Raw genomic sequence first — 22594 nt, 5'->3', positions numbered from 1 at the left:
TTCCGGACAACGCTCAAAAATTTCTTATTTAGCGTCCGGCGGCGGCAGTATAGTAAACCCATCGCCGCGGTAGAAAAACGTTAAAACGAACCCTGCCATCCGCGAAATCCCTGGTCCACCGGCCGGGGTGAAAAAATACAAGAAATAACACCAAGCACACTAGGCTTTTGCTGAAAGACCGCCCGATGGTCCCAATGGGAGCGCGGCGGAATCGGATGGGGATTCAATTGACAGAGACTCGACCGTAAAAGTACGGTGACCCGAATTCACGCGGCTGCTGGCAGCCGTGCACCACTATCGCGATGAATATCCACCGGTTAATTCATTCAGGATTAGCCTGTTGAGCCGACTCGTCCGCTATTTTCGTTATTTCATATTGAACGACCTGATCGGAGTATCTGGCGCGCCATGGAAATGATCGATACAGGATTGCTGGGGCAGCCCATCGCGGGCGACGAGCCCTGCGGCCCGAACTTGGAATACGACCCTGCATTCCAGGAATTCGAGCGCAGCCTCGAAGGCAAGCCGGAGGTGCAGTACGGCGACACCATCACGCCAGCCGTGCCGCCGGACTGGAAGGTGGTGCGGCGGCAGGCCCTGGCATTGCTGGGCCGGACCCGCGACCTGCGCGTGGCGGTCCCGCTGGCGCGTGCCCTGCTGGCGCTCGACGGCCTGGCCGGTTTCGCCGGCGGCCTGCGCGCCATCGAGGACATGCTCGAGTCGCAGTGGGAGGGGGTGCATCCGCGCCTCGATCCGGACGAGGACAACGACCCCACGCTGCGCATCAACAGCCTGGCAGCGCTGGCCGATGGCGTGACCGTGCTGCGCGAGTTGAACGATACCGCGTTCGTGCAGTTGCCCGGTCTGGGACCGCTGTCCCTGCGCCAGCTGGAGTACGCGACCGGCGAGGTGCCGCTGCCGCAGGGGCAAACGGCGCTGGCGCTGTCGTCGATCGAGCAGGCCTTCCTTGCCATGCCGCCGGAAGCGCTCCAGTCGGCCATGGCGGCAGCCAGCACGGCCCATGCGAGCGTGATGAACATCGAGGCGGGGCTCGTGCGCCGGGTCGGCAATGCGCAGGCCCTGAACCTGGCGCCGCTGGCCAAGCCGCTGGCACGTATCACCGCGGCGCTGCAGCCTTATGTGAAGGCCGAAGCGGCACCGGCAGCCGAAGCAGCGCCGGCGGCCAACGGCAATGGTGCTGCGGCCCAGGAAGCCCAGGCCGCGGCGGGCATCTCCGGCGAGATCCGCGACCGCGAGGAGGTCATCAAGGCGCTCGACAAGCTGCTTGCCTACTACCAGCGGCACGAGCCGTCGTCTCCCGTGCCCCTGTTGCTCGAGCGTGCCCGGCGGCTCGTGCCCAAAACGTTCATGGAAGCCCTGGAAGACCTGGCGCCCGAGGGCGTCAACCAGTTGCTCGTCATCCGCGGGCCAGTACCCGAGTAGCCGGCCGGCATTCAACCTGAGGAGGAAATCGTGGCCAAGGAAAGCAGTCAGAAGTTCATCGCACGCAACCGCGCGCCGCGGGTGCAGATCGAGTACGACGTCGAGGTATACGGCGCGGAAAAGAAGGTCCAGCTGCCCTTCGTGATGGGCGTGCTGGCCGACCTGTCGGGCCAGCCGGCCGAGCCCTTGGCGCCGGTGGCCGACCGCAAGTTCCTCGAAATCGATGTCGACAATTTCGACGAGCGGCTCAAGGCCATGAAACCGCGCGTGGCCGTGCAGGTGCCCAACACGCTCACCGGCGAAGGCAATGTGGCAGTCGATCTCACCTTCGAGAGCATGGACGACTTCAATCCCGCGGCGATCGCGCGCAAGGTCGAACCGCTGCGCAAGCTGCTGGAAGCGCGCGGGCAGCTGGCCAACCTGATGACCTATATGGATGGCAAGACCGGCGCCGAGGAACTGATCGCGAAACTGCTGGCCGAACCGGCCCTGATGCAGTCGCTCACCGCGGCACCCAAGCCGACCGAATGATCCATAAGGGGAGAAGACCATGGCAGAAGCATCGGCAGCAATCAAGGAACAGGGCACCACCCTGGAGGCAACGGATTTCAGCGCGCTGTTGCAGAAGGAATTCAAGCCGCAGTCGGACAAGGCGCGCGAGTCGGTGGAAACGGCCGTGCGCACGCTGGCCGAACAGGCGCTCGCGGGCACCACCCTCGTTTCCGGGGACGTGCTGGGCACCATCGAGAGCCTGATCGCCGCGCTGGACAAGAAGCTTACCGAACAGGTGAACCTGATCCTGCACACGGAACAGTTCCAGGCAGTGGAAAGCGCCTGGCGGGGCCTGCATTACCTCGTCAACAATACCGAGACGGACGAGATGCTGAAGATCCGCGTGATGAATATCTCGAAGAACGACCTGGGCAAGACCCTGAAGAAGTTCAAGGGCACGGCCTGGGACCAGAGCCCGATCTTCAAGAAGATGTACGAACAGGAATTCGGCCAGTTCGGCGGCGAACCGTTCGGCTGCATCGTGGCCGACTATTACTTCGACAACAGCGCGCCGGACGTGGAACTGCTGACATCGATGGCCAAGGTGGCCGCGGCCGCGCACGCGCCCTTCATCGCGGGCGCCGCCCCGTCCGTGATGCTGATGGAATCGTGGAACGAGCTGGCCAATCCGCGCGACCTTACCAAGATCTTCCAGACGCCGGAACACGCCGCATGGCGCTCGCTGCGCGAATCCGAGGACTCGCGCTACGTGGGCCTGGCCATGCCGCGCTTCCTGGCCCGCCCGCCCTACGGCGCGAAGACCGATCCGGTGGCCGAGTTCGATTTCGAGGAAGATACCAGCGCGCCCGGCAGCAAGAACTACACATGGGCCAACGCGGCCTATGCGATGGCCGTCAATATCAACCGCTCGTTCAAGCTGTATGGCTGGTGCTCGCGCATCCGCGGCATCGAATCGGGGGGTGCCGTGGAAGGCTTGCCGGTGCATACCTTCCCGACCGACGACGGCGGGGTCGACATGCAATGCCCGACCGAGATCGCGATCTCGGACCGCCGCGAGGCGGAACTCGCGGCCAATGGCTTCATGCCGCTGGTGCACAAGAAGAACACCGACTTCGCCGCCTTCATCGGCGCGCAATCGCTGCACAAACCGGCCGAATACGACGATCCCGACGCCACCGCCAACGCCAACCTGGCCGCGCGGCTGCCCTACCTGTTCGCCACGTGCCGCTTCGCCCACTACCTGAAGTGCATCGTGCGCGACAAGATCGGCTCGTTCAAGGAACGCGACGCGATGGAGCGCTGGCTGTCGAAATGGATCATGCAATACGTCGATGGCGACCCGGTCAACTCCAGCGAGGCATACAAGGCCCGCAAGCCGCTGGCGGCCGCGGAAGTGGTGCTCGAGGATGTCGAAGGCAATCCCGGCTACTACACGTCGAAGTTCTATCTGCGCCCTCATTACCAGCTGGAGGGCTTGACCGTTTCATTGCGGCTGGTATCGAAGCTGCCTTCGGCGAAAGCCTGAGGCGCGAACACTTCACAGCGTTTGTTTGAACCACCGCCAAGGCGTTTGGCCGCGGCACAACCGGAGAATCAAAATGGCCGTAGACATGTTCATCAATATGGGCGACAGCATCAAGGGCGAAACCACCGACAAGGTGCGCAAGGAGAAGAACGATATCGACGTGCTGGCGTGGAGCTGGGGCATGAGCCAGTCGGGTACCACGCACATGGGCGGCGGGGGGGGATCGGGCAAGGCGAGCTTCCAGGACCTGTCGTTCACGAAGTATGTCGACAGCGCGAGCAATGCGCTGATGTTCGCGCTGGCGCGCGGGACCCACGTGCCCAAGGCGGAGCTGCTGGTACGCAAGGCGGGCGAGGGGCAGGCTCCCTATATCACCATCACGATGGAAGAAGTGATCGTGACCTCGATTTCGACCGGCGGCAGCGGCGGTGAAGACCGGCTGACGGAGAACGTCACGCTCAACTTCGCCAAGGTCAACTTCGTCTACAAGGCGCAGGACGAAAAAGGCAAGATGCTCGGCGACAAGGCATTTACGTGGAATATCGCTGAATCCGACGGCAACGTGACCTGACGCGCACGGCCCGCCCCGGCGGGCCTCTTCATCGAAACTGGAGGCAATATGCAGGCAGAACAACTGGTGCGCGATTGCGACCTGGCAGGCGGGCTGGAAGCGTTGCAACAGGCGATCCGGCAAGACAGCGCCGACGTCAAGCTGCGCACCTTCCTGTTCCAGCTGCTGGCCGTGCAGGGCCAGTGGCAGCGCGCCCTCACGCAGCTGAACGTGGCCGGCGAACTCGATGCCGCAACGTTACCGATGGTGCAGACCTACCGCGAGGCGATCCGCTGCGAAGCGTTTCGCAAGGCGGTCTTCTCGGGCGAGCGCGCGCCCCTGATCTTCGGCGAACCGGAGAGCTGGATCGGCCTGCTCGTCGAGGCGCTGAGGGTGGACCGCGCATCGCCGGGCGCGGCGGCGGGACTGCGCGAACAGGCGTTCGACCTCGCCACCGCGACGGCCGGCACGATCGACGGCAATCCGTTCGAATGGCTGGCGGACGCCGACCAGCGGCTCGGCCCCGTGCTCGAGGCGATCATCGATGGCCGCTATTTCTGGATGCCGTTCACGCGGCTGGCCGCCATCGAGATCGAAGCCCCGGCCGACCTGCGCGACACCGTCTGGGCCGCCGCCAGCTTCACCTTCGCGAACGGCGCGCAATCGGTGGGATTGATCCCCACGCGCTATGCGGGAACGGTGGAAGAGGGCGACGACGCGTTGAAACTGGCGCGCCGCACGCAGTGGGATGGGCCGCGCGGCCTGGGCCAGCGCATGTTCGTGAGCGACAGCGGCGACTACGCGCTGCTCGCGACGCGCAGCATCGTCTTCGACGGTCACGAGAGCCGCAATGGCTGAGCTGTCGCCCCGCGAGCGCCTGCAGCCTTCGCTGCTGGACCGCTTGACCGACCACGAACCCGATTCCGCCGTGGAGCCGCGCGAGCGGCGGGTGCTGTCGGCCAAGGCGTTGCGCGAGGGCGTGCTGCGCGACCTCGGCTGGCTGTTCAACGCCACCAACCTGCTGTCCGTGACGGATGCGCCGGCACTGCCGCACGTATCCTCCTCGGTACTCAACTACGGCATGCCCGATATTTCCGGTGCCTCGCTGGCCAATATGCAGCTGGCCGACCTGGAGCGGTCGATCCGCCAGGCGATCTGGGATTTCGAGCCGCGCCTGAACCGCTCCTCGGTCACCGTGCGCGCCGTGCCCACCGACAGCATCGCCAAGCTGGTCTTCGAGATCGAGGGCGACCTGTGGGCCCAGCCATATCCGGAACGCCTGTACCTGCGCACCGAGCTCGATCTCGACGTGGCTCACGTGACCGTGGCCGAACAGGCCGGAGGAACGCGATGACTTCGCCACGCTTCCTGCACTACTACAGCCAGGAATTGCAGCACCTGCGCGAGATGGGGGGCGAATTCGCGGCCCGCTATCCGAAGATCGCCGGGCGGCTCGGCCTGGAAGGCTTCGATTGCGCCGACCCTTACGTGGAGCGGCTGCTGGAAGGCTTTTCCTTCCTGACGGCGCGCGTGCAGATGAAGATCGACGCGGAATTCCCCCGCTTCACGCAGCACCTCGCCGAACTCGTCTATCCGGATTTCCTCGCGCCCACGCCGTCGATGGCGGTCGTGCAGTTGCAGCCCGACCCCGCCAGCCCGGCGCTGGCCGGCGGCTTCGCGGTCCCGGCCGGCACCACGATGCGCAGCCTGCTCGGCAAGGATGACCTGACGGCCTGCGAATACCGCAGCGCCCACGCGGTGACGTTGTGGCCGGTCGAGCTGGCGGAAGCGAAGTTCTTCACGCACACCGGCAGCATCGCCGGCCTGGCGGAGGGCGACCGCGCGCTGCCGCCGGGTATCAAGGCCGGCTTGCGCCTGCGCCTGAGTACCACCCACGGCGCGCCGTTCAATACGCTGGCGCTCGACACGCTCGCGCTGTACCTGCGCGGCGGCGATGCGCTGCCGGCGCAGATCTATGAGCGCGCGCTCGCCAGCGTGGCTGGCGTGCTCGTGATGCCGCCCCAGCGCGGAGGGCGGCCGCCCTGGTACCGTTTGCTGCCCCGCACCGCGTTGCGGCCGGGCGGCTTCTCCCCGGAGGAAGCGCTGCTGCCCGGCTCCCGCCGCGGCTTCCAGGGCTACCGGCTGCTGCAGGAGTATTTTGCGTTCGCGCCGCGCTTCCTGTTCCTGGAAGTGGCCGGCCTGCGCGAGGCGGTGGCCTGCTGCACCGGGCCGGAACTGGATATCGTGCTGCTGCTCGACCAGGGCGATGCGCGGCTGGAGCAGATGCTCGATGCCGGGCATTTCTCGCTGAACTGCACGCCGGTCGTCAACCTGTTCCCACGCCGCGCCGACCGCATCGACCTCTCCGGCGACCAGTTCGAACACCATGTGCTGGTCGACCGCACGCGGCCCATGGACTTCGAGGTGCACAGCATCGCCGATGTGGTGGGCTATGGCAGCGGCGCCGAGGCCGAGCAGCGCTTCACCCCCCTGTATGGCGCTGCCGACCTGGGTGGGCCGACGGGCGCCTACTACCAGGTGCGCCGCGAACCGCGCCTGCTGTCGCAGCGCCAGCGCGAGCGCGGCCCGCGCTCCTCGTACATCGGCAGCGAAACCTTCCTGAGCCTGGTCGATGCCGGCGAGGCGCCATACCGGCACACGTTGCGGCAGTTGGGCGTGACGGTGCTGTGCACCAACCGCGACTTGCCGCTGGCCATGCCCCTGGGTGTCGGCAAGACCGATTTCATCCTCGAAGGGGGCGCGCCGGTGCAAGCGGTACGCGTGGTGGCGGGCCCGAGCCGGCCCTTGCCGTCGTTCGCCGAGGGCGCGGTGGCATGGCGGTTGATCAACCAGCTGTCCCTGAATTACCTGTCGCTGGCCGATATCGATCCAACGGCCGGCCGTGGCGAGGGCGCCGTGGCGCTGCGCGAATTGCTGGCCCTGTACTGCCACCGCGACGATCCGATTGCGCTGCGCCAGGTGGAAGGGGTACGCTCGGTACAGGCCCGCCCCGTCACGCGGCGCATGCCCACCCCCGGCCCGATCACGTTCGGCCGCGGGCTGGAAGTGGCGGTCACACTGGACGAAGCGGCCTTCGAAGGTGCCGGTGCCTTCCTGCTGGGGGCCGTGCTGAGCCACTTCTTCGCGCAATACGCCAGCATCAATACCTTCTGCGAAACGCAGGTACGCACGGTGGGGCGCGGCCCCATCATGCGGTGGCCGGCACGGGAGGGCGCATGCGCGACCCTGTAGACGTGGAACGCCAGCTGGCCGAACGGGCCAGGCGCATGGATTTCGTGCAGGCCCTGCGCCTGCTGGAAAACGCTCATCCGAACCTGCCGCGCATCGGCGCGGCGCTGCGACCGCGCGACGAAGCCGCGCGGTTCGGCCAGGACCCGTCGCTCGGATTCGAACCACATGCCCTGCGGGCGTTCGCGCCGGCCGAAGGCGCGCGCAAGCCACGGCTATCCGTGAATTTCACGGGGCTGCTCGGGCCGAACGGGCCGCTGCCGCGGCACCTGACCGAATATGTGCGCGAGCGCGTCCGCAACCATGGTGATGGCACGCTGGTCGCGTTCCTCGACATCTTCCACCACCGCGTGCTGTCGCTGTTCTACCGGGCGCGGGCCTGCGCCGAGCCGGCCATCAGCCTGGACCGGCCGGCGGACGACCGCTTCGGCGACCACGTGGGCAGCCTGTGCGGCATCGGCAGCCCGGCGCTGAAGGAGCGCGACGAGATCGGCGATTTCGCCCGGCTGCATTTCGCCGGCCTGCTGGCGAACGGCCGCCGGCCGGCCAGCGGCCTGGCCACCATCCTGCACGCGTACTACGGGCTGCCCGTGCGCGTGGAGCAATTCGTCGGGCACTGGATGCCGATTCCCGCCGATGGCCAGACCCGCATCGGCGTGCGCGACCTCGGCAACCGCCTGGGCACGTCGGCCGTGCTGGGCCGGAAGGTGTGGGATTGCCAGCACCGCTTCCGCCTCGTGTTCGGCCCGCTCGACTATGCGGATTACCAGCGCCTGCTGCCCGGCGCGCCCGGCATGTGCCGGCTGCAGGCATGGGTCAGCCACTACGCCGGACTGGCGCTCGACTGGGACGTGCGGCTGGTGCTGAAGAAGGAACAGGTACCGGGCTTGCGGCTGGGCGCGCGGCGGCTGGGCTGGACGACGTACCTGGCCAGCGCGCCCGCGGCGCGCGACGCCAATCAATTGACCCTCAGGGGCGCCGCCGGCGCTGCCTGACAGAGACAGGAGAACGACATGGCCGATATCAGCCGCGTGGCATTGTTTGGCAAGCTCGATGCGCTGTGCTACCGGGCGATCGAAAGCAGCACCGTATTCTGCAAGTTGCGCGGCAACCCGTATGTGGAGCTGATCCACTGGTTGCACCAGATCCTGCAACTGCAGGATTCCGACCTGCACCGCATCGTGCGCCAGTACGAGCTCGATGGCGCCGTGCTGGCGCGCGACCTGACGGCGGCGCTGGACCGCCTGCCGCGTGGCGCCACCTCCGTCACGGACCTGTCGTCGCACGTGGAGGAACTGGTCGAACGCGCCTGGGTGTACGCCACGCTGATGTTCGGCGAGAGCGCCGTGCGCAGCGGGCACCTGGTCGTGGCCGCGCTGAAGACGGCGAACCTGCGCAACGCGCTGTTCGCCATCAGCCGGCAGTTCGAGCGCATCAAGCCCGACGACCTGTCCGACCGTTTCAGCTTCCTGCTGAAGGGGTCGCCGGAGGCGAAGATGGGCGCCAACGACGGCTTTGCCATGGCGGCGCCGGGTGAAACCAGCGGCGCGGTGGCGCCGGCGGCGATGGGCAAGCAGGAGGCGCTGAAGAAATTCACCGTCGACCTGACCGAGCAGGCACGCGGCGAAGGGCCCGGCGGCAAGGTTGCGAAGATGGACCCGATCGTGGGGCGTGACGAGGAAATCCGCCAGCTGGTCGATATCCTGATGCGGCGCCGGCAGAACAACCCGATCCTGATCGGTGAAGCTGGCGTGGGCAAGACGGCCGTGGTGGAAGGCTTCGCCCAGCGCATCGCGCGCGGCGACGTGCCACCGGCGCTGAAGGACGTACGGCTGCTGGCGCTGGACGTGGGCCTGCTGCAGGCCGGCGCCAGCATGAAGGGCGAGTTCGAGCAGCGGCTGCGTTCCGTGATCGACGAGGTACAGGCCAGCGCGCGGCCCATCATCCTGTTCATCGACGAGACCCATACGCTGGTCGGCGCGGGCGGCGCCGAGGGCACCGGCGATGCCGCCAACCTGCTGAAGCCGGCGCTGGCGCGCGGCACCCTGCGCACCATCGGCGCGACCACGTTTGCCGAATACAAGAAACACATCGAGAAGGACCCGGCGCTGACGCGGCGCTTCCAGAGCATCCAGGTCGACGAGCCGGACGAGGCGCGCGCCATCCTCATGATGCGCGGCGTGGCCGGCACGATGGAAAAGCACCACAAGGTGCAGATCCTGGACGAGGCGCTGGAAGCGGCCGTGAAGCTGTCGCATCGCTACATTCCGGGCCGGCAGCTGCCCGACAAGTCGGTCAGCCTGCTGGACACCGCGAGCGCCCGCGTGGCCGTCAGCCTGCACGCGACGCCGGCCGAGGTGGACGACAGCCGCAAGCGCATCGACGCGCTGACGACGGAGCTGGAAATCATCCGGCGCGAGGAAGCGATCGGCATCGACACCGCGCAGCGCGCCGCCGCGGCGCAGTCGGCGCTGGCCGACGAGAAGGCCAGGCTGGAAGGGCTGGAAGGCCGCTGGCGCGACGAGCGCGTGCTGGTGGACGAACTGCTGGCGCTGCGCGCCCGCCTGCGCGATGGCGGCAAGCCGGTCGACGGCTCAGCGGTCAGCGACGGCGACCACGAGCGCGCCGGCCTGAAAGAGCAGCTGAAGGGCGTGCAAGCCAGGCTCGCGGCGCGGCAGGGCGAACGGCCGCTGATCCTGCCCACGGTCGACTACCAGGCCGTTGCCGCCGTGGTCGGCGACTGGACCGGCATCCCGGTGGGCCGCATGGCGAAGAACGAGGTGGAAAACATCCTCAACATCGCCAGGGTGCTGGCGCAGCGCGTGGTGGGGCAGGACCATGCGATGGACATGATCGCCAAGCGCATCCAGACCTCCCGGGCCGGGCTGGACAATCCGGGCAAGCCGGTCGGCGTGTTCCTGCTGGCCGGCACCTCGGGCGTGGGCAAGACGGAGACGGCGCTGGCGCTGGCGGAAGCGCTGTACGGCGGCGAGCAGAATCTCATCACCATCAATATGAGCGAGTACCAGGAGGCGCACACGGTTTCGACGCTGAAGGGCGCGCCGCCGGGCTATGTGGGCTATGGCGAGGGCGGCGTGCTGACGGAAGCCGTGCGCCGCAAGCCGTATTCGGTGGTGCTGCTGGACGAAGTGGAGAAGGCCCACCCGGATGTGCATGAAATCTTCTACCAGGTGTTCGACAAGGGCTTCATGGAAGACGGCGAGGGGCGCTTCATCGACTTCAAGAATACGCTGATCATCCTGACCACCAACGCGGGCACCGACCTGATCGCCGGCCTGTGCAAGGACCCGGACCTGATGCCCGACCCGGAAGGCATGGCGAAGGCGCTGCGCCCGGCGCTGCTGAAGGTATTCCCGCCCGCGCTGCTGGGCCGGCTGGTGACGATCCCGTACTACCCGCTGTCGGACCAGATGCTGGGGCAGATCGTGCGGCTGCAGCTGGACCGCATCAAGCGGCGCGTCGAGGCGCGCTACGGCATTCCGTTCGAATACGGCGAGGACGTGGTGAAGCTGGTCGTGTCGCGCTGCACCGAGAGCGAGTCGGGCGGGCGGATGATCGATGCCATTCTGACCAATACGATGTTGCCGGATATCAGCCGCGAATTTCTCTGGCGCAGCGCTCAACGGGCACAGGCTGCCGCGGTGCAGGTCGACGTGCTCGAGGGCACGTTCCACTATGTTTTCGCCTAGGCGCGCACATCGAAACAAGGAGACTTACATGACTTTCCTGCTTGCCGATGAAACGGTTATCGAAAAGCATTGCAAGGATTTCCGCAGCCGCCTGGCCAAATTCGTCAGACCCGGCGGGATTGGAGGGAAAAAGATCGTGTCCGCCGAAGATCTGCCGACCCTGGTGCTGGGAATCTGCCAAATGCTCGATGAGCATTTCCTTGTCCAGAAGCACCCGGTGCCCGTCAAGGCGTTCCTAAACCTCGGCACCGAAGGTACGATGGCCTGCTTCCAGCCCGGCCTGTGGCAGGTGAGCCTGAACGATGTCCTGGCGCTGAGCAAGGAGGACGTGCCGCAGGTGTACGCCCCTGTCATCTTCAACAGCATCTATCACGAGTACCGGCACGCGGAGCAGTTCTGTCTGATGATACGTTATGTCTGGGCTCTGCATCCAGCCTGGCTGCATTACCAGGACCTGCTGTACAACCGCGAACGCAATGCCTTCGTGCCGCCGAGCGTGCAGGTCAAGGACTCCGCGGTCCGCGCCGCGTGGGCCGACTGGCAGATGGCGGTCAAGTCGATGAGCGACGACGCGCTCGCGGCGATGATCCGGCAGTACCTGACTACCGTGGGCGGCGCCCAGGTGGCGTTGCGCGCGGTCCGGGCGCTGGCCACCCAGCCGCTAAGCTTGGCGGCTGGCTGCGCCGACCCGATAGTCAAGCATGCGGCAACGTGGTTCCAGAGCCGCTTTCGCACCTGGGCGGAAGAATACGGCGGACGCGCCCGACTGTTTGACCCGGGACGGATGTTCGATGCGGATGAAACCACGGCAGCGAATATCGCCATGGGCGACTCAAGCGTCAAGGAAGCCGTCGTCGATGCGGAACTAAAGGAATGGAACGCGCGCAAGCCGACAGCCTACCCTCACTGGCCCATTTCGGCCTCGACGCAAGAAGGGCAAACGGTGATCGACATGATGCGCCAGCGAAAACCCTTCGATATCAACGCGATGCGCGCACTGTTCGACTACTTGCGGGTTCGCCGCGAGGCCACCATGGCGATGGCTTCGCACGTGTACCGCTGGTATACCACCGTCCCGTTGGAACAGGACACGCACGATCTCGAGAAGAAGGTGACGAAGTCCCTGCGCCTCAAGGAGGGACACGTCGACTCGGTCGCCAGGTCGGCAGGCGTGTTGCAGCAGAATTTCCTTCCCAAACCGGTCGACTGGACGGTGCAGTCATGAGGACACGTCGGCCATCCCGCTGGGCCCCGGCAAATCTCGTGCAGCTGGAGTCCGCATCCCGCCACTCGAGGGGGTAATCATGCCGAACCAAGTCTCGATGGGCGCCATGATGACCTGCTCGATGGGCGTCGCTCCATCGTCGCTGGTCGTCCTGCCCAAGAACAAGGTCCTGTGCGAGGGGCCGCCCGCGGCCAACATCATGGATCACGTGCCGATGGTGAACATCCTGCCGTTCGGCATGTGCATGTCCCCCGCCAATCCCACGGTGGCCGCGGCCACGGCGGCGGCCATGGGCGTGCTCACGCCGATGCCGTGCATTCCCGCCACCGCCGCGCCGTGGGTGACGGGAGCGCCGACCGTGCTGCTGGCGAACATGCCCACGCTCGACAACGTGTCGAAGTGCATGTGCAACTGGGGCGGCGTGATCCAGTTCGCCACCTCCGGCACGGTCAAGACCCAAGTACCCTGAACAAAGGTCAGCGATGCCGATCATGCAACCCACCCAGTCCCACCGTCCCGTCACCGTCACGACCGCCCTCGGGCCGGACGTGCTGCTGTTTCGCGGCATGCAATGCAGCGAGGCGCTGGGGCGGCTGTTCGAGTTCCGCGTGCAGCTCGCCTCCACCCGCGGCGATATCGCCACGGCCGACGTGCTCGGCAAGGAGCTTGCGGTCACGCTCGACCTGGAAGCGGAGGGCAAGCGCCACTTCCACGGCATCGTCACGCGGTGGGCCAGCCTTGGCTGGAACGAAGGCATGCCCGCCTGGGAGGCGGTCGTGCACCCGGCGCTGTGGCTGCTCACGCGCTCGTCCGACTGCCGCATTTTCCAGGAAAAGACGGCCATCGAGATCGTCAAGGCCGTCTGCGCCGACGGCGCCTACGGCGGCCTGGTGAAGATCGATGCGGGTAAGCTGTCGGCCACGCCGGCGAAACGCGAGTTCTGCGTGCAGTACCGCGAATCGGACTTCGACTTCGTCAGCCGCCTGCTGGAAGAAGAGGGCATCTATTACTACTTCCGCCACGAGGCCGACGCTCACACGATGGTGCTGGCGGACGGGTATGGCGCCCACGCGGCCGCCGCCGGCTATGCCACGTTGCCGTTCTGGGACGAGCGCGAAGGCCGCCGTGCGCCGGAAAAGGCGGTCACGCGCATGTGGCCGGCCGGCGCCGTGCAGGCGGCCGAATATGCGCTCAACGACTACGACTTCGAGCAGCCCTCGGCCATCCGCAGCGGCGGCCTGCTGGTGAAATCGGCCATCGCGGCACCTTTCATCGGCCAGCGCTTCCGGCAATACGACTACCCGGGCCGCTACAAGGCCGCGTCAGGCGGCGAGTCGCTGGCGCGCGGCCGCATGGAAGCCCTCCACGGGCAGGGCGAACAGGTCGATGGCACCACGAATGCGCGCGGCCTGGGCGCCGGGGCCCTGTTCAAGCTGGCGGAGCACCCGCGCGCCGACCTGAACCGGGAGTTCCTCGTCACCGCCACGGAGATCGCGTTCTCCAGTTCCGCCTATGCCAGCGGCGACGCCAGAGGCGCCTTCGAATACGTGTGCGCCTTCGAGGCAGTGGGCAAGGAGCACTGCTACCGGCCGCCGCGCATTGCCGGCAAGCCTGTCGTGCGGGGACCGCAGACGGCGCTCGTGGTCGGCAAGGCGGGCGAGGAAGTGTGGACCGACAAGCATGGCCGCATCAAGGTGCAGTTCCACTGGGAGCGCGAGCGCAAGGATGACGAAACCAGTTCCTGCTGGGTGCGCGTGCAGCAGGGCTGGGCCGGCAAGGGCTGGGGCACGATGTTCATTCCTCGCATCGGCATGGAAGTGGTGGTCAGTTTCCTGGAGGGCGATCCGGACCAGCCGCTGGTCACGGGTTGCGTCTACAACGCCGACACCACGGTTCCCTACAAGCTGCCCGCGAACGGGACGCGCTCGACGATCAAGACCAACAGTTCGAAGGGCGGCGGCGGCTGGAACGAGCTGCGCTTCGAGGACAAAAAGGGCGCCGAGGAACTGTACATCCAGGCCGAGAAGGATTGCAACCGGGTGGTGAAGAACAACGACACGCTGAAGGTGGGCTTCGAGAAGAAGGACCCGGGCGACCAGGCCATCGACATCCACAACGACCAGCGCACCGATATCGGCAACGACCGCAACCTGCACGTGGCGAACAACGACACGGTGAAGGTGGATGCCGACCAGAAGGTCAATGTCGGCAAGACTGTCGTGATCGAAGCGGGCACCTCGATCGAACTGGTGGTGGGCGGCAGCAGCGTGAAGATCGAGCCGACGAAGATCACGATGAAGTCGGCGCAGATCGCCATCGAGGCCGATGGCATGATGTCCATCAAGGCCGGCGGCGTGCTCACCGTCGAAGGTGCGCTCGTGAAGATCAACTAGCATTCATGGGACTTGCGATGCCGATCATCCTGAACGTGCAAGCCTACCGGGGCGTCGCGCCGGAACCGCCGCTCGCGCGCCGCTTCGAACGCGGCGGCGGCGTGGTGGGGCGGGGCGCAGGCAGCGACCTGGTGCTCGACGATCCCACCAAGTACATCTCGCGCGCCCATGCCCGCGTGGAGCTGCGCGACGGCGGCTGGTTCCTTGTCGCCCTCGGCAGCAATCCCACGCTCGTCAACGGGCAGCCGCTGGGGGATGCCTGCGAGATCAGGCTGGCCGGCGGCGAACGCATCGATATCGGTGACTATACGCTGGCGGCCGCCCTGGAGCCGGAGGTCTCGCTGGCGCCGCCGCGCTTGGAACCTGTTCCGGCAGTGCAGCCGGTCCCCGCCCCGGCGGCGGCCGTGCCGTCGTTCAGCCCCGGCGGCGATTCGCTGGCCGAAGCAAGCATCCTGCACCTGGGCGGCTCCTTCGCGGCGGGCTTCGATCCGGGCGCCGATCCCCTCGGGCTCAATCTCGCGCCAGCCGCGCCGCGCGCGCCGGGCCCGGCATATCGCGGCGCGGAAAGCGACCATGCGCCGCCCGAACAGGCGGCGTTCGTGCTGCCTCCGGCGGCCGCCAGGCCGGCCCCGGCGATCCCGGACGATTACGATCCGCTGGCCGACCTGCTGCCCCCGCCCGCGTGGCCCCGGCCCGCGCCCGCGCATGCCGGGCCACCAGCGGTTGCGCGGCATCCGATGGCGCAGGAACCGGCTGCGCCACAGCCGGTCGCAGCACAGCCGCTCGCAGCACAGCCGGTCGCACCACAGCCGGTCGCAGCACAGCCGCTCGCACCACAGCCGCTCGCAGCACAGCCACCTGCAGCACGGCAGGTCAGGCCGGAACCGCCCGTGCCTCTGCCGGTCGTACCGCAGCCCGCGCCGCCAAAGGCGCCCGTGCAGGAGAGGCCGGTACCGGAGCCGGGGCAGGCACCCGACGGACACACCGTCCTGCGGCCGCAAGCGGGGCCAAAGCCATTCGCGGTGCCCGCCAGCGCACCCGCCAGCACAGCCGCGCCGGCGCTGCCGGCCGACGACAGCCGCGTGCTACAAGCGCTGTTGCGGGGCCTGCGCCTGCCCGAGTTGCACAGCCGCCTGGCGCCGGAAGAGCTGGCCGAGCTGGCCGGAGCAATGCTGCGCGAGGCCACTGCCGGCACCATCGGCGCGCTGATGGCGCGTGCGCTGACCAAGCGCGAGAGCCGCGTGGAAATGACGATGATGGCCCCGCAGGCCAACAACCCGTTGAAGTTCTTCCCCGACGCGGCGACGGCGCTGGCGCACATGCTGCAAGGGCCCGTGCCCGGCTATGTGGCCCCCGAGCGCGCGTTCGCCGGCGCCTTCGTCGACCTGCGCGCCCACGAACTGGCCGTGATGGCCGGCACGCGCGCCGCGCTGGCCGGGGTGCTGCGCCGCTTCGACCCGAAGGCGATCGAGGACCGGTTGCAGGAACCCGGCATGCTCGACAGGGTGTTCACGTCGGGCCGCAAGACGAAGCTGTGGGACCGCATGGTGGAGCTGTACGACCAGATGGCGCTGGAGGCGGACGAAGACTTCCAGCGCCTGTTCGGCGCGGCGTTCGCGGTGGCATACGAGGAACAGGTGCGGCGGCTGAAGGAAGCCGGCCATGGATGAACAACTTACCTGGCGTGGGGAATGATGTCCTGGAATCGTAAAGTGGTGTGGTCCGAAGGCATGCTGCTGCAGCCGCAGCACCTGCAACAGCATGACCGCTACCTGCACGGCGTGATCGAGGCGCGCGTGGCCGGCGTGCGCGCCTATTCCTGGGGTTTCACGGCGCTCGACATCGACGAAGCCCTGCTGACGCAGGGCAAGCTGGCGCTGCGCGGATGCAGCGCGGTACTGCCGGACGGTACCCCGCTGGTGCTGCCGCAGGACGATGCGCTCCCTGCGCCGCTGGACATTCCCGAGGATGCGCGCGACGCGCTGGTGGTGCTGGCCTTGCCGCTGCGCCGGCCGGGTATCGCGGAGACTTGCAATGGCCAGGCCGACGCGGATACTGCCCGCTACCGCACCGTGGAATACGAGGCGATGGACAGCAACGGCCTCGATAACGCGGCGCTGATGCAGGTGGGCAGCTTGCGGCTGCGGCTGGCGCTGGCGCGCGACGTGGCCAATGCCTTCACTGTGCTCGGCGTGGCGCGCGTTGTCGAACGGCGGCCCGATGGCCGCGTGGTCCTCGACGCCGCTTATTGCCCCCCTTGCCTGGACTATCGCGCGGCGGCGCGCCTGGGTGCCTTCGCCGATGAACTGGTGGGCATGCTGGGGCAGCGCGCGCAAGCGCTGGCCGCGCGCCTCTCCCAGCCCGGCACGGGTGGCGCCGCGGAGATCGCCGACTTCCTCATGCTCCAGCTGTTGAACCGCAGCCTGCCGCTGTTCACGCACCTGGCCGGCATGACGGGGCTGCATCCGGAGGCGCTGTATGCCGAACTGGCGCGGCTGGCCGGGGAACTGGCCACGTTCAGCCGGCCGGACAAGCTGGCCACCGGCTACCCCGTCTACCGGCACGACCGGCTGGCCGAGAGCTTCCAGCCGGTGCTGGACGACCTGCGGGCCGCCCTGTCGCAGGTGATCGACCCGCATGCCGTGGCGCTGAAACTGGAAGAGCGCCAGTTCGGCCTGCGCGTGGCCGTGGTGCCCGATCCCGAGCTGCTGCGCTCGGCCACCTTCGTGCTGGCGGTGAATGCGCACGTGCCACCCGAGGCCGTGCGCAGCGGCTTCCCGGCCATGGTCAAGATCGGGTCGGTCGAGAAGATCCGCGACCTGGTCAACCTGCAACTGCCCGGCATTGCACTGCGCCCGCTGCCAGTGGCGCCGCGCCAGCTGCCGTTCCACGCCGGCTACACGTATTTCGAGCTGGACCGCAACAGCGATTACTGGCGCCCCCTGTTGACGTCGGCCGGGTTCGGGTTGCACGTGCCGAACGAGTATCCGGGGCTGCAAATGGAATTCTGGGCGATCCGCAAGTAGCGGCCGCCATGACCCGACGGGAGCGAAACCGTGAGTGCCACTGATCCCGATCAACCGATGCAGGACGGCGATCGCACCATGCTGGTGCCGCGGCCCGGCAATCGTCCACCGGCGGCCCAGCCGCCGTCGCTGCTGCCGCGCGAGCCGGCGCCACCGCCACCGGCACCGGCGGCGCCCTCCGGCGACCCCGTCCACCTCCATGGCCTGGGGCTCAACCCGCTGGTGCGCGCGGCCAATCCGCTGCTGGACCTGGTGCTGCCGCTGCGGCGCATGGCCAGCCATCCCGATGTGGAGGGCTTACGCATCGGGCTCGTGCAAGCCATGCGCAACTTCGAACAGGCGGCGCGGGCGGCGCAGGTCGAGCACGACCTGATCGCGGCGGCGCGCTACGCGCTGTGCACGCTGCTCGATGAAACCATCGCCTCCACCCCTTGGGGCGGCAACACCTGGCCCAGCCGCAGCCTGCTGGTGACCTTCCATAACGAGGCGTTCGGCGGCGAAAAATTCTTCCTGATCCTGCAGAAGCTGAGCCAGAATCCGCAAGCCGGCCTGCCGGCGCTGGAACTGATGTATGTGTGCCTGGCATTGGGCTTCGAGGGGCGCTACCGCGTGATGGAAAACGGCCGCAGCCAGCTCGACACCCTACGGGACCGCTTGCTGCAACTGATCGAACGGCAGCGCGGCACGGCCGGACCGGAACTGTCGGTGCACTGGCAGGGGCAGGGCGGCAAGGGCGAACCGCTGTGGCGCGCCGTGCCCGTGTGGATCGTGGCTGCCGCCGGCGCCGTGCTGCTGCTGGCGCTGCAACTGGTGCTGTCGTACCGGCTGGGGCAGGCGTCCGATCCCGGGTTCGCCAACCTGCTGTCGCTGAAGGCGGCGCGGCCGCCTGCCGCGGCGCCCGCGCCGCCACCGGCCACCGCCAGGCCGCCGCACCTGGCCACTTTCCTTGCACCGGAAATCGCCGAGGGCCTCGTCAGCGTGGTGGACCGGGACGGGCGCTCGACGATCACGCTGCGCGGCGACGGCGTGTTCGCCTCGGGCAGCGGCGAAGTGGCACCCGCCCACCTTCCGCTGCTGGGCCGCATCGGCGCGGCGCTGGCTACGGTACCCGGCAGGGTGCTGGTAGTGGGGCATACGGACAATGTGCGGCCCGGCCTTTCGGCACGCTTCCCGTCGAATTATGAATTGTCGCGCGCCCGCGCCGCGACGGTGCGCGACCTGCTGGCACTGAAGGCCGGCCCGCCGGCGCGCTACGACGTGGAAGGCCATGGCGAGGCGGAACCGCTGGCACCGAACGACACGCCGGCCAACCGGGCACGCAACCGGCGCGTGGAAATCATCGTGGCCACGCCCACGCCCGAGGGAGGCGCGCGATGAAGAAGCTGTTCCACTGGCTGGTCAAGCCGCCCGTGCTGGCCCTGCTGGGCGTGCTGCTGCTGTCGCTCGTGATCTGGTTCGAGGCGCCGCTGCTGTCCTTCGACGGCCATGCGCCGTTCGCCGCGGAACGGGTGCGCTGGTACTGGATCGTCGCGCTGCTGCTCGCGTGGGCTCTCTGGTTCGGCGGCAGGATGCTGGCCGTGAAGCTGGCCAACCTGAAGTTGATGGAAAGCCTGGCGGCCCAGCACAAGTCGGCGGACCCGGGGGCCAGCCCCGAGAAGCAAGCGGAGATGGCCGAGCTCAATGTCCGCATGCGCGAGGCGCTGGCGATCCTGCGCAAGTCGCGCACGGGCGGGCGGGGCGGGCTTTACCAGCTGCCCTGGTACATGATCATCGGCGCGCCCGGCACGGGCAAGACGACGGCGCTCACGCGCTCCGGCCTGAAATTTCCGCTGGCAGGCAGCATGGGCAATGGCGCGATCGGCGGCATCGGCGGCACCCGATACTGCGACTGGTGGTTCACCGACGAAGCGGTGCTGCTCGATACGGCCGGCCGCTACACGACGCAGGACAGCAATGCCGACGCCGACAGCGCCGCCTGGACCGGCTTCCTGCAACTGCTGCGCCGGCACCGCCGGCGCCGCCCCATCAACGGCGTGATTGTGGCCATGTCGCTCACCGACCTGCTGCGCCACGACGGCGCGCAGCGCGCCGCGCACGTGGCCGCGCTGCGCGCGCGCCTGAAGGAATTGCACGAGCAGCTGGGGCTGCGCTTTCCCGTCTATGTGCTCGTCACCAAGTGCGATCTGCTGGCCGGTTTCGTGGAATTCTTCGACAACCTCAGTCGCGAAGAGCGGGGGCAGGTCTGGGGCGTGACCTTCCCGCCCAAGGACGTGCAGGCGGCGCTGGCCGCGTTTCCCGCGGAATTCGACCTGCTGGAGCAGCGCCTGCAATCGCGCGTGCTGGCGCGCATGCAGCAGGAGCGCGATCCCGAGCGGCGCGCGCTGGTCTACCGTTTCCCGCAGCAGTTCGCCGCCATCCGCGACGTGCTCGATACTTTCCTGAAGGAGGTGTTCGAGCCGAACCGCTACGAGCAGCAGGCGCTGCTGCGCGGCGTGTACTTCAGTAGCGGCACCCAGGAAGGCACGCCGCTGGACCGGGTGATGAGCGCGCTCGCCGCCTCGTTCGGCGTCGACCGGCAGGTGCTGGCGCCGCACGGCGCGGGCGGACCCGACGGCTTGGAAGGCCGCAGCTACTTCCTCACCCGCGTGCTGCGCGACGTGATGTTCCCCGAGGCGGAACTGGCGGGCGTGAACGCGGCGCTGGAGCGGCGGCGCCGCTGGCTGCAATGGGGCGCGCTGGCCGGCGTGGTGCTGCTGTTCCTGCTCACGGCGGCCGGCATGATTGGCAGCTACCTGCGCAACGGCGCCTACGTGAAGGAGATGGCGGCACGCACCGCGGAGCTGGCCCGGCGCGTGGCGGCCGGCGGCCCGATCCTGCCGGTGCTGGACGCGGCACGCGCGCTGCCCGGCGGCTACGCGGAGCGCGAGGCATCGCCGCCCTGGTCGATGCGCTTCGGCCTGTACCAGGGCGACAAGCTGGGCGAGGCGGCGCGCATCGCCTACCGGCGGCTGTTGCAGGAAAGCCTGCTGCCGCGCGTGCAGCAGCGCATGGAGGAACGGCTGCGCATCGGTAACGCCGGCGATGCCGACACGCTGTATGAAACGCTGCGCGTCTACCTGATGCTGGGCGATCCGGGCCACTTCGATACCGGGTCGGTGGCCGGCTGGCTGGCATGGGACAACACGCAGGCGCAGCCGGACCTGGGCGAGGAGGGCTTGCGCGCGCTGTCGGCCCACCAGGAAGCCTTGCTGGAGAGCGTGCGCGAGGGCCAGACGCAGACCCAGATCGATGGCGAGCTGGTGAACTCGACGCGCCTGGCACTGGCGCAGATGCCCCTCGAGCAGCGCGTCTATGCGGGCTTGAAGCGGCAAGTGATGGCGAGCGGCCTGCCGGAATTCTCGGCCGTCAGCGCCGGCGGCCCGGCGGCGTCCACGGTGCTGGCACGCCGCAGCGGCGCGCCCCTCACGCGCGGCGTGGACGGCATGTTCACCGTGGCAGGCTACAAGCGCTTCCTTGAGGCGAGCAAGGAGGCGCTGAACGGCGTTGCCGCCGAGCGCTGGGTGCTGGCGCGGCAGGAAGCGGCCACGGTCGATGCCGCCGCCATGCGCGCCGCGGTGCTGCGCCTGTACTACGACGATTACATCGCCGCCTGGGACGCCTTGCTGGCCGACGTGGCGGTGCGTCCATTCGGGACGATGGAGCAGGGCGCACGTGTCGCCAACCTGCTGGGTAGCGCGGATTCGCCGCTGAAGAAGTTCCTCGTCGCCGCCAGCCGCGAGACCACGCTGGGCGGCACGGACAAGCCGGCCGCGCCGCCCGCCGCCGGCGGTGTCGCGGCGAAGCTGGGCACCTACACGAAGCGCCTGCAAGGGGTGCTGGGGAGTGCGGCCGCACCGGCCGCCGCACCGGCGGTGCACCCCGTCGATGCGCATTTCGAACCGCTCCACCAGCTCACGGCGGGCACGCCGCCACCGCTGGACACCACGCTGGCACTGCTGAAGGATGTCGCGGTCTATCTCGACGCGGCCGCGGGCGCCAAGCGAACGGGCGCGCCACCGCCACCTGCCGACGCGCTGGCGCGCGTGCGGCTCGAAGCGGACGGCAAGCCCGAGCCGCTGGCCGGCGTGCTGAAAACCGTGGACAGCGCGGGCGCCGGCCTGGCGTCGGGCAGCGAGCGCGAGCGGCTGAACGCGCTGTGGCGCGCCGGGCCGGCCACGTTCTGCCGGCAGGCCGTGGCGGGGCGCTATCCGATCGTGCGCCGATCCGCGCTCGACATCCCCGCCGAGGACTTCGGCAAGCTGTTCGCGCCGGGCGGCCTGATCGACGACTTCTTCCAGAAGAACCTGGCGCAATACGTGGACATGGCCGGTGGCCAATGGCGCTGGCGGCCGACCGCCGCCAATGCGGCGCTGGGCATTTCGCAGTCGACGCTCGACGAGTTCCAGCGCGCCGCGCGCATCCGCGATGCGTGGTTCGGTGGGGGCGGGCAGCTTGCTTCCATGCGTTTTGCACTGAAACCTGTGTCGCTCGATCCGGGCATCACAAAGCTTGTGCTCGATATCGATGGACAGCAACTTTCTCTGGTACCTGGCGCAATGGCAGGTGCGACGTTCCAGGTGCCGAGCGGGAAGGGCACGGGGCAAGTAGTGCTGGATCTTGTGCCGCCGGGGCCACAGGGGACACTGCGCAAGGAGGGACCTTGGGCCTGGCTGCGCATGCTCGATACCGGAACCGTGGAAACGACCGCGCAGAGCGAACGATACCGTATAACCTTCGACGCGAACGGTAGGAAGGCCGTTTTTGAAATGACTGCCAGCAGCGTGGTCAACCCCTTCAGGCGGAGCGGGCTGGAGGGCTTCAGGTGCCTGGACGGGCTGTGAATAATCGATAGAAGTGCGTGTTCTTTTGATGTAATACCATGTTGCCGCTTACAGCAGACAAGAGGGTATTGTCAGAGGAA

General features: G+C 67.9%; 16 protein-coding genes. All 16 read left to right on the top strand.

Annotation, left to right across the window (positions count from 1 at the left end; all coding sequences use genetic code 11):
* Positions 1-408: 408 nt before the first annotated feature.
* The 16 genes from tssA (at position 409) to tssM (ending at position 22514) form a co-directional block, all read left to right on the top strand.
* Entirely contained in the window at positions 409-1443 is a 1035-nt protein-coding gene (gene tssA, locus V6Z91_RS26010) for a type VI secretion system protein TssA (RefSeq protein ID WP_338763105.1), read from the top strand.
* Positions 1444-1473: 30 nt separating this feature from the next.
* Entirely contained in the window at positions 1474-1974 is a 501-nt protein-coding gene (tssB, locus tag V6Z91_RS26005; protein WP_338763103.1) for a type VI secretion system contractile sheath small subunit, read from the top strand.
* A 19-nt stretch (positions 1975-1993) separates the two neighbouring features.
* The gene (tssC, locus tag V6Z91_RS26000) at positions 1994-3481 is read left to right on the top strand and encodes a type VI secretion system contractile sheath large subunit (protein ID WP_338763101.1); all 1488 of its coding nucleotides are present in this window, start codon (positions 1994-1996) and stop codon (positions 3479-3481) included.
* A gap of 73 nt (positions 3482-3554) precedes the next feature.
* Positions 3555-4052: a type VI secretion system tube protein Hcp gene (locus V6Z91_RS25995; protein ID WP_338763099.1), complete on the top strand. Its 498-nt coding sequence runs from the start codon at positions 3555-3557 to the stop codon at positions 4050-4052.
* Positions 4053-4100: 48 nt separating this feature from the next.
* Positions 4101-4889, top strand: a complete 789-nt coding sequence (locus V6Z91_RS25990) for a type VI secretion system accessory protein TagJ (protein ID WP_338763097.1) — start codon at positions 4101-4103, stop codon at positions 4887-4889.
* Positions 4882-5385: a type VI secretion system baseplate subunit TssE gene (gene tssE, locus V6Z91_RS25985; protein ID WP_338763095.1), complete on the top strand. Its 504-nt coding sequence runs from the start codon at positions 4882-4884 to the stop codon at positions 5383-5385. Before V6Z91_RS25990 ends, tssE begins: the two co-directional genes overlap by 8 nt.
* Positions 5382-7283, top strand: a complete 1902-nt coding sequence (tssF, locus tag V6Z91_RS25980; RefSeq protein WP_338763093.1) for a type VI secretion system baseplate subunit TssF — start codon at positions 5382-5384, stop codon at positions 7281-7283. The genes tssE and tssF overlap by 4 nt, the downstream gene beginning before the upstream one ends.
* Complete coding sequence (tssG, locus tag V6Z91_RS25975) at positions 7268-8275, top strand: type VI secretion system baseplate subunit TssG (RefSeq protein WP_338763090.1); 1008 nt, start codon at positions 7268-7270, stop codon at positions 8273-8275. The genes tssF and tssG overlap by 16 nt, the downstream gene beginning before the upstream one ends.
* Before the next feature lie 18 nt (positions 8276-8293).
* Entirely contained in the window at positions 8294-10990 is a 2697-nt protein-coding gene (gene tssH, locus V6Z91_RS25970) for a type VI secretion system ATPase TssH (protein ID WP_338763087.1), read from the top strand.
* A 28-nt stretch (positions 10991-11018) separates the two neighbouring features.
* Positions 11019-12215 carry a hypothetical protein gene (locus V6Z91_RS25965; RefSeq protein ID WP_338763084.1) on the top strand — a complete coding sequence of 399 codons (1197 nt, stop codon included), beginning with the start codon at positions 11019-11021 and terminating at the stop codon, positions 12213-12215.
* A gap of 79 nt (positions 12216-12294) precedes the next feature.
* Positions 12295-12684 carry a DUF4280 domain-containing protein gene (locus V6Z91_RS25960; RefSeq protein WP_338763081.1) on the top strand — a complete coding sequence of 130 codons (390 nt, stop codon included), beginning with the start codon at positions 12295-12297 and terminating at the stop codon, positions 12682-12684.
* Between the two features lie 22 nt (positions 12685-12706).
* On the top strand, positions 12707-14608 hold the full coding sequence (gene tssI / locus V6Z91_RS25955) for a type VI secretion system tip protein TssI/VgrG (RefSeq protein ID WP_338763078.1): 1902 nt from the start codon (positions 12707-12709) through the stop codon (positions 14606-14608).
* 17 nt (positions 14609-14625) lie between these two features.
* Positions 14626-16278 carry a type VI secretion system-associated FHA domain protein TagH gene (gene tagH, locus V6Z91_RS25950; RefSeq protein WP_338763075.1) on the top strand — a complete coding sequence of 551 codons (1653 nt, stop codon included), beginning with the start codon at positions 14626-14628 and terminating at the stop codon, positions 16276-16278.
* A gap of 24 nt (positions 16279-16302) precedes the next feature.
* Positions 16303-17634, top strand: a complete 1332-nt coding sequence (gene tssK / locus V6Z91_RS25945; protein ID WP_338772053.1) for a type VI secretion system baseplate subunit TssK — start codon at positions 16303-16305, stop codon at positions 17632-17634.
* A gap of 30 nt (positions 17635-17664) precedes the next feature.
* Positions 17665-19011, top strand: a complete 1347-nt coding sequence (gene icmH, locus V6Z91_RS25940) for a type IVB secretion system protein IcmH/DotU (RefSeq protein WP_338763072.1) — start codon at positions 17665-17667, stop codon at positions 19009-19011.
* Entirely contained in the window at positions 19008-22514 is a 3507-nt protein-coding gene (gene tssM / locus V6Z91_RS25935; protein WP_338763069.1) for a type VI secretion system membrane subunit TssM, read from the top strand. The genes icmH and tssM overlap by 4 nt, the downstream gene beginning before the upstream one ends.
* Positions 22515-22594: the final 80 nt, after the last annotated feature.

Source organism: Massilia sp. METH4, assembly GCF_037094685.1.
Taxonomy (GTDB): domain Bacteria; phylum Pseudomonadota; class Gammaproteobacteria; order Burkholderiales; family Burkholderiaceae_D; genus Rugamonas.
This window is presented reverse-complemented; position numbering and strand designations above follow the sequence as displayed.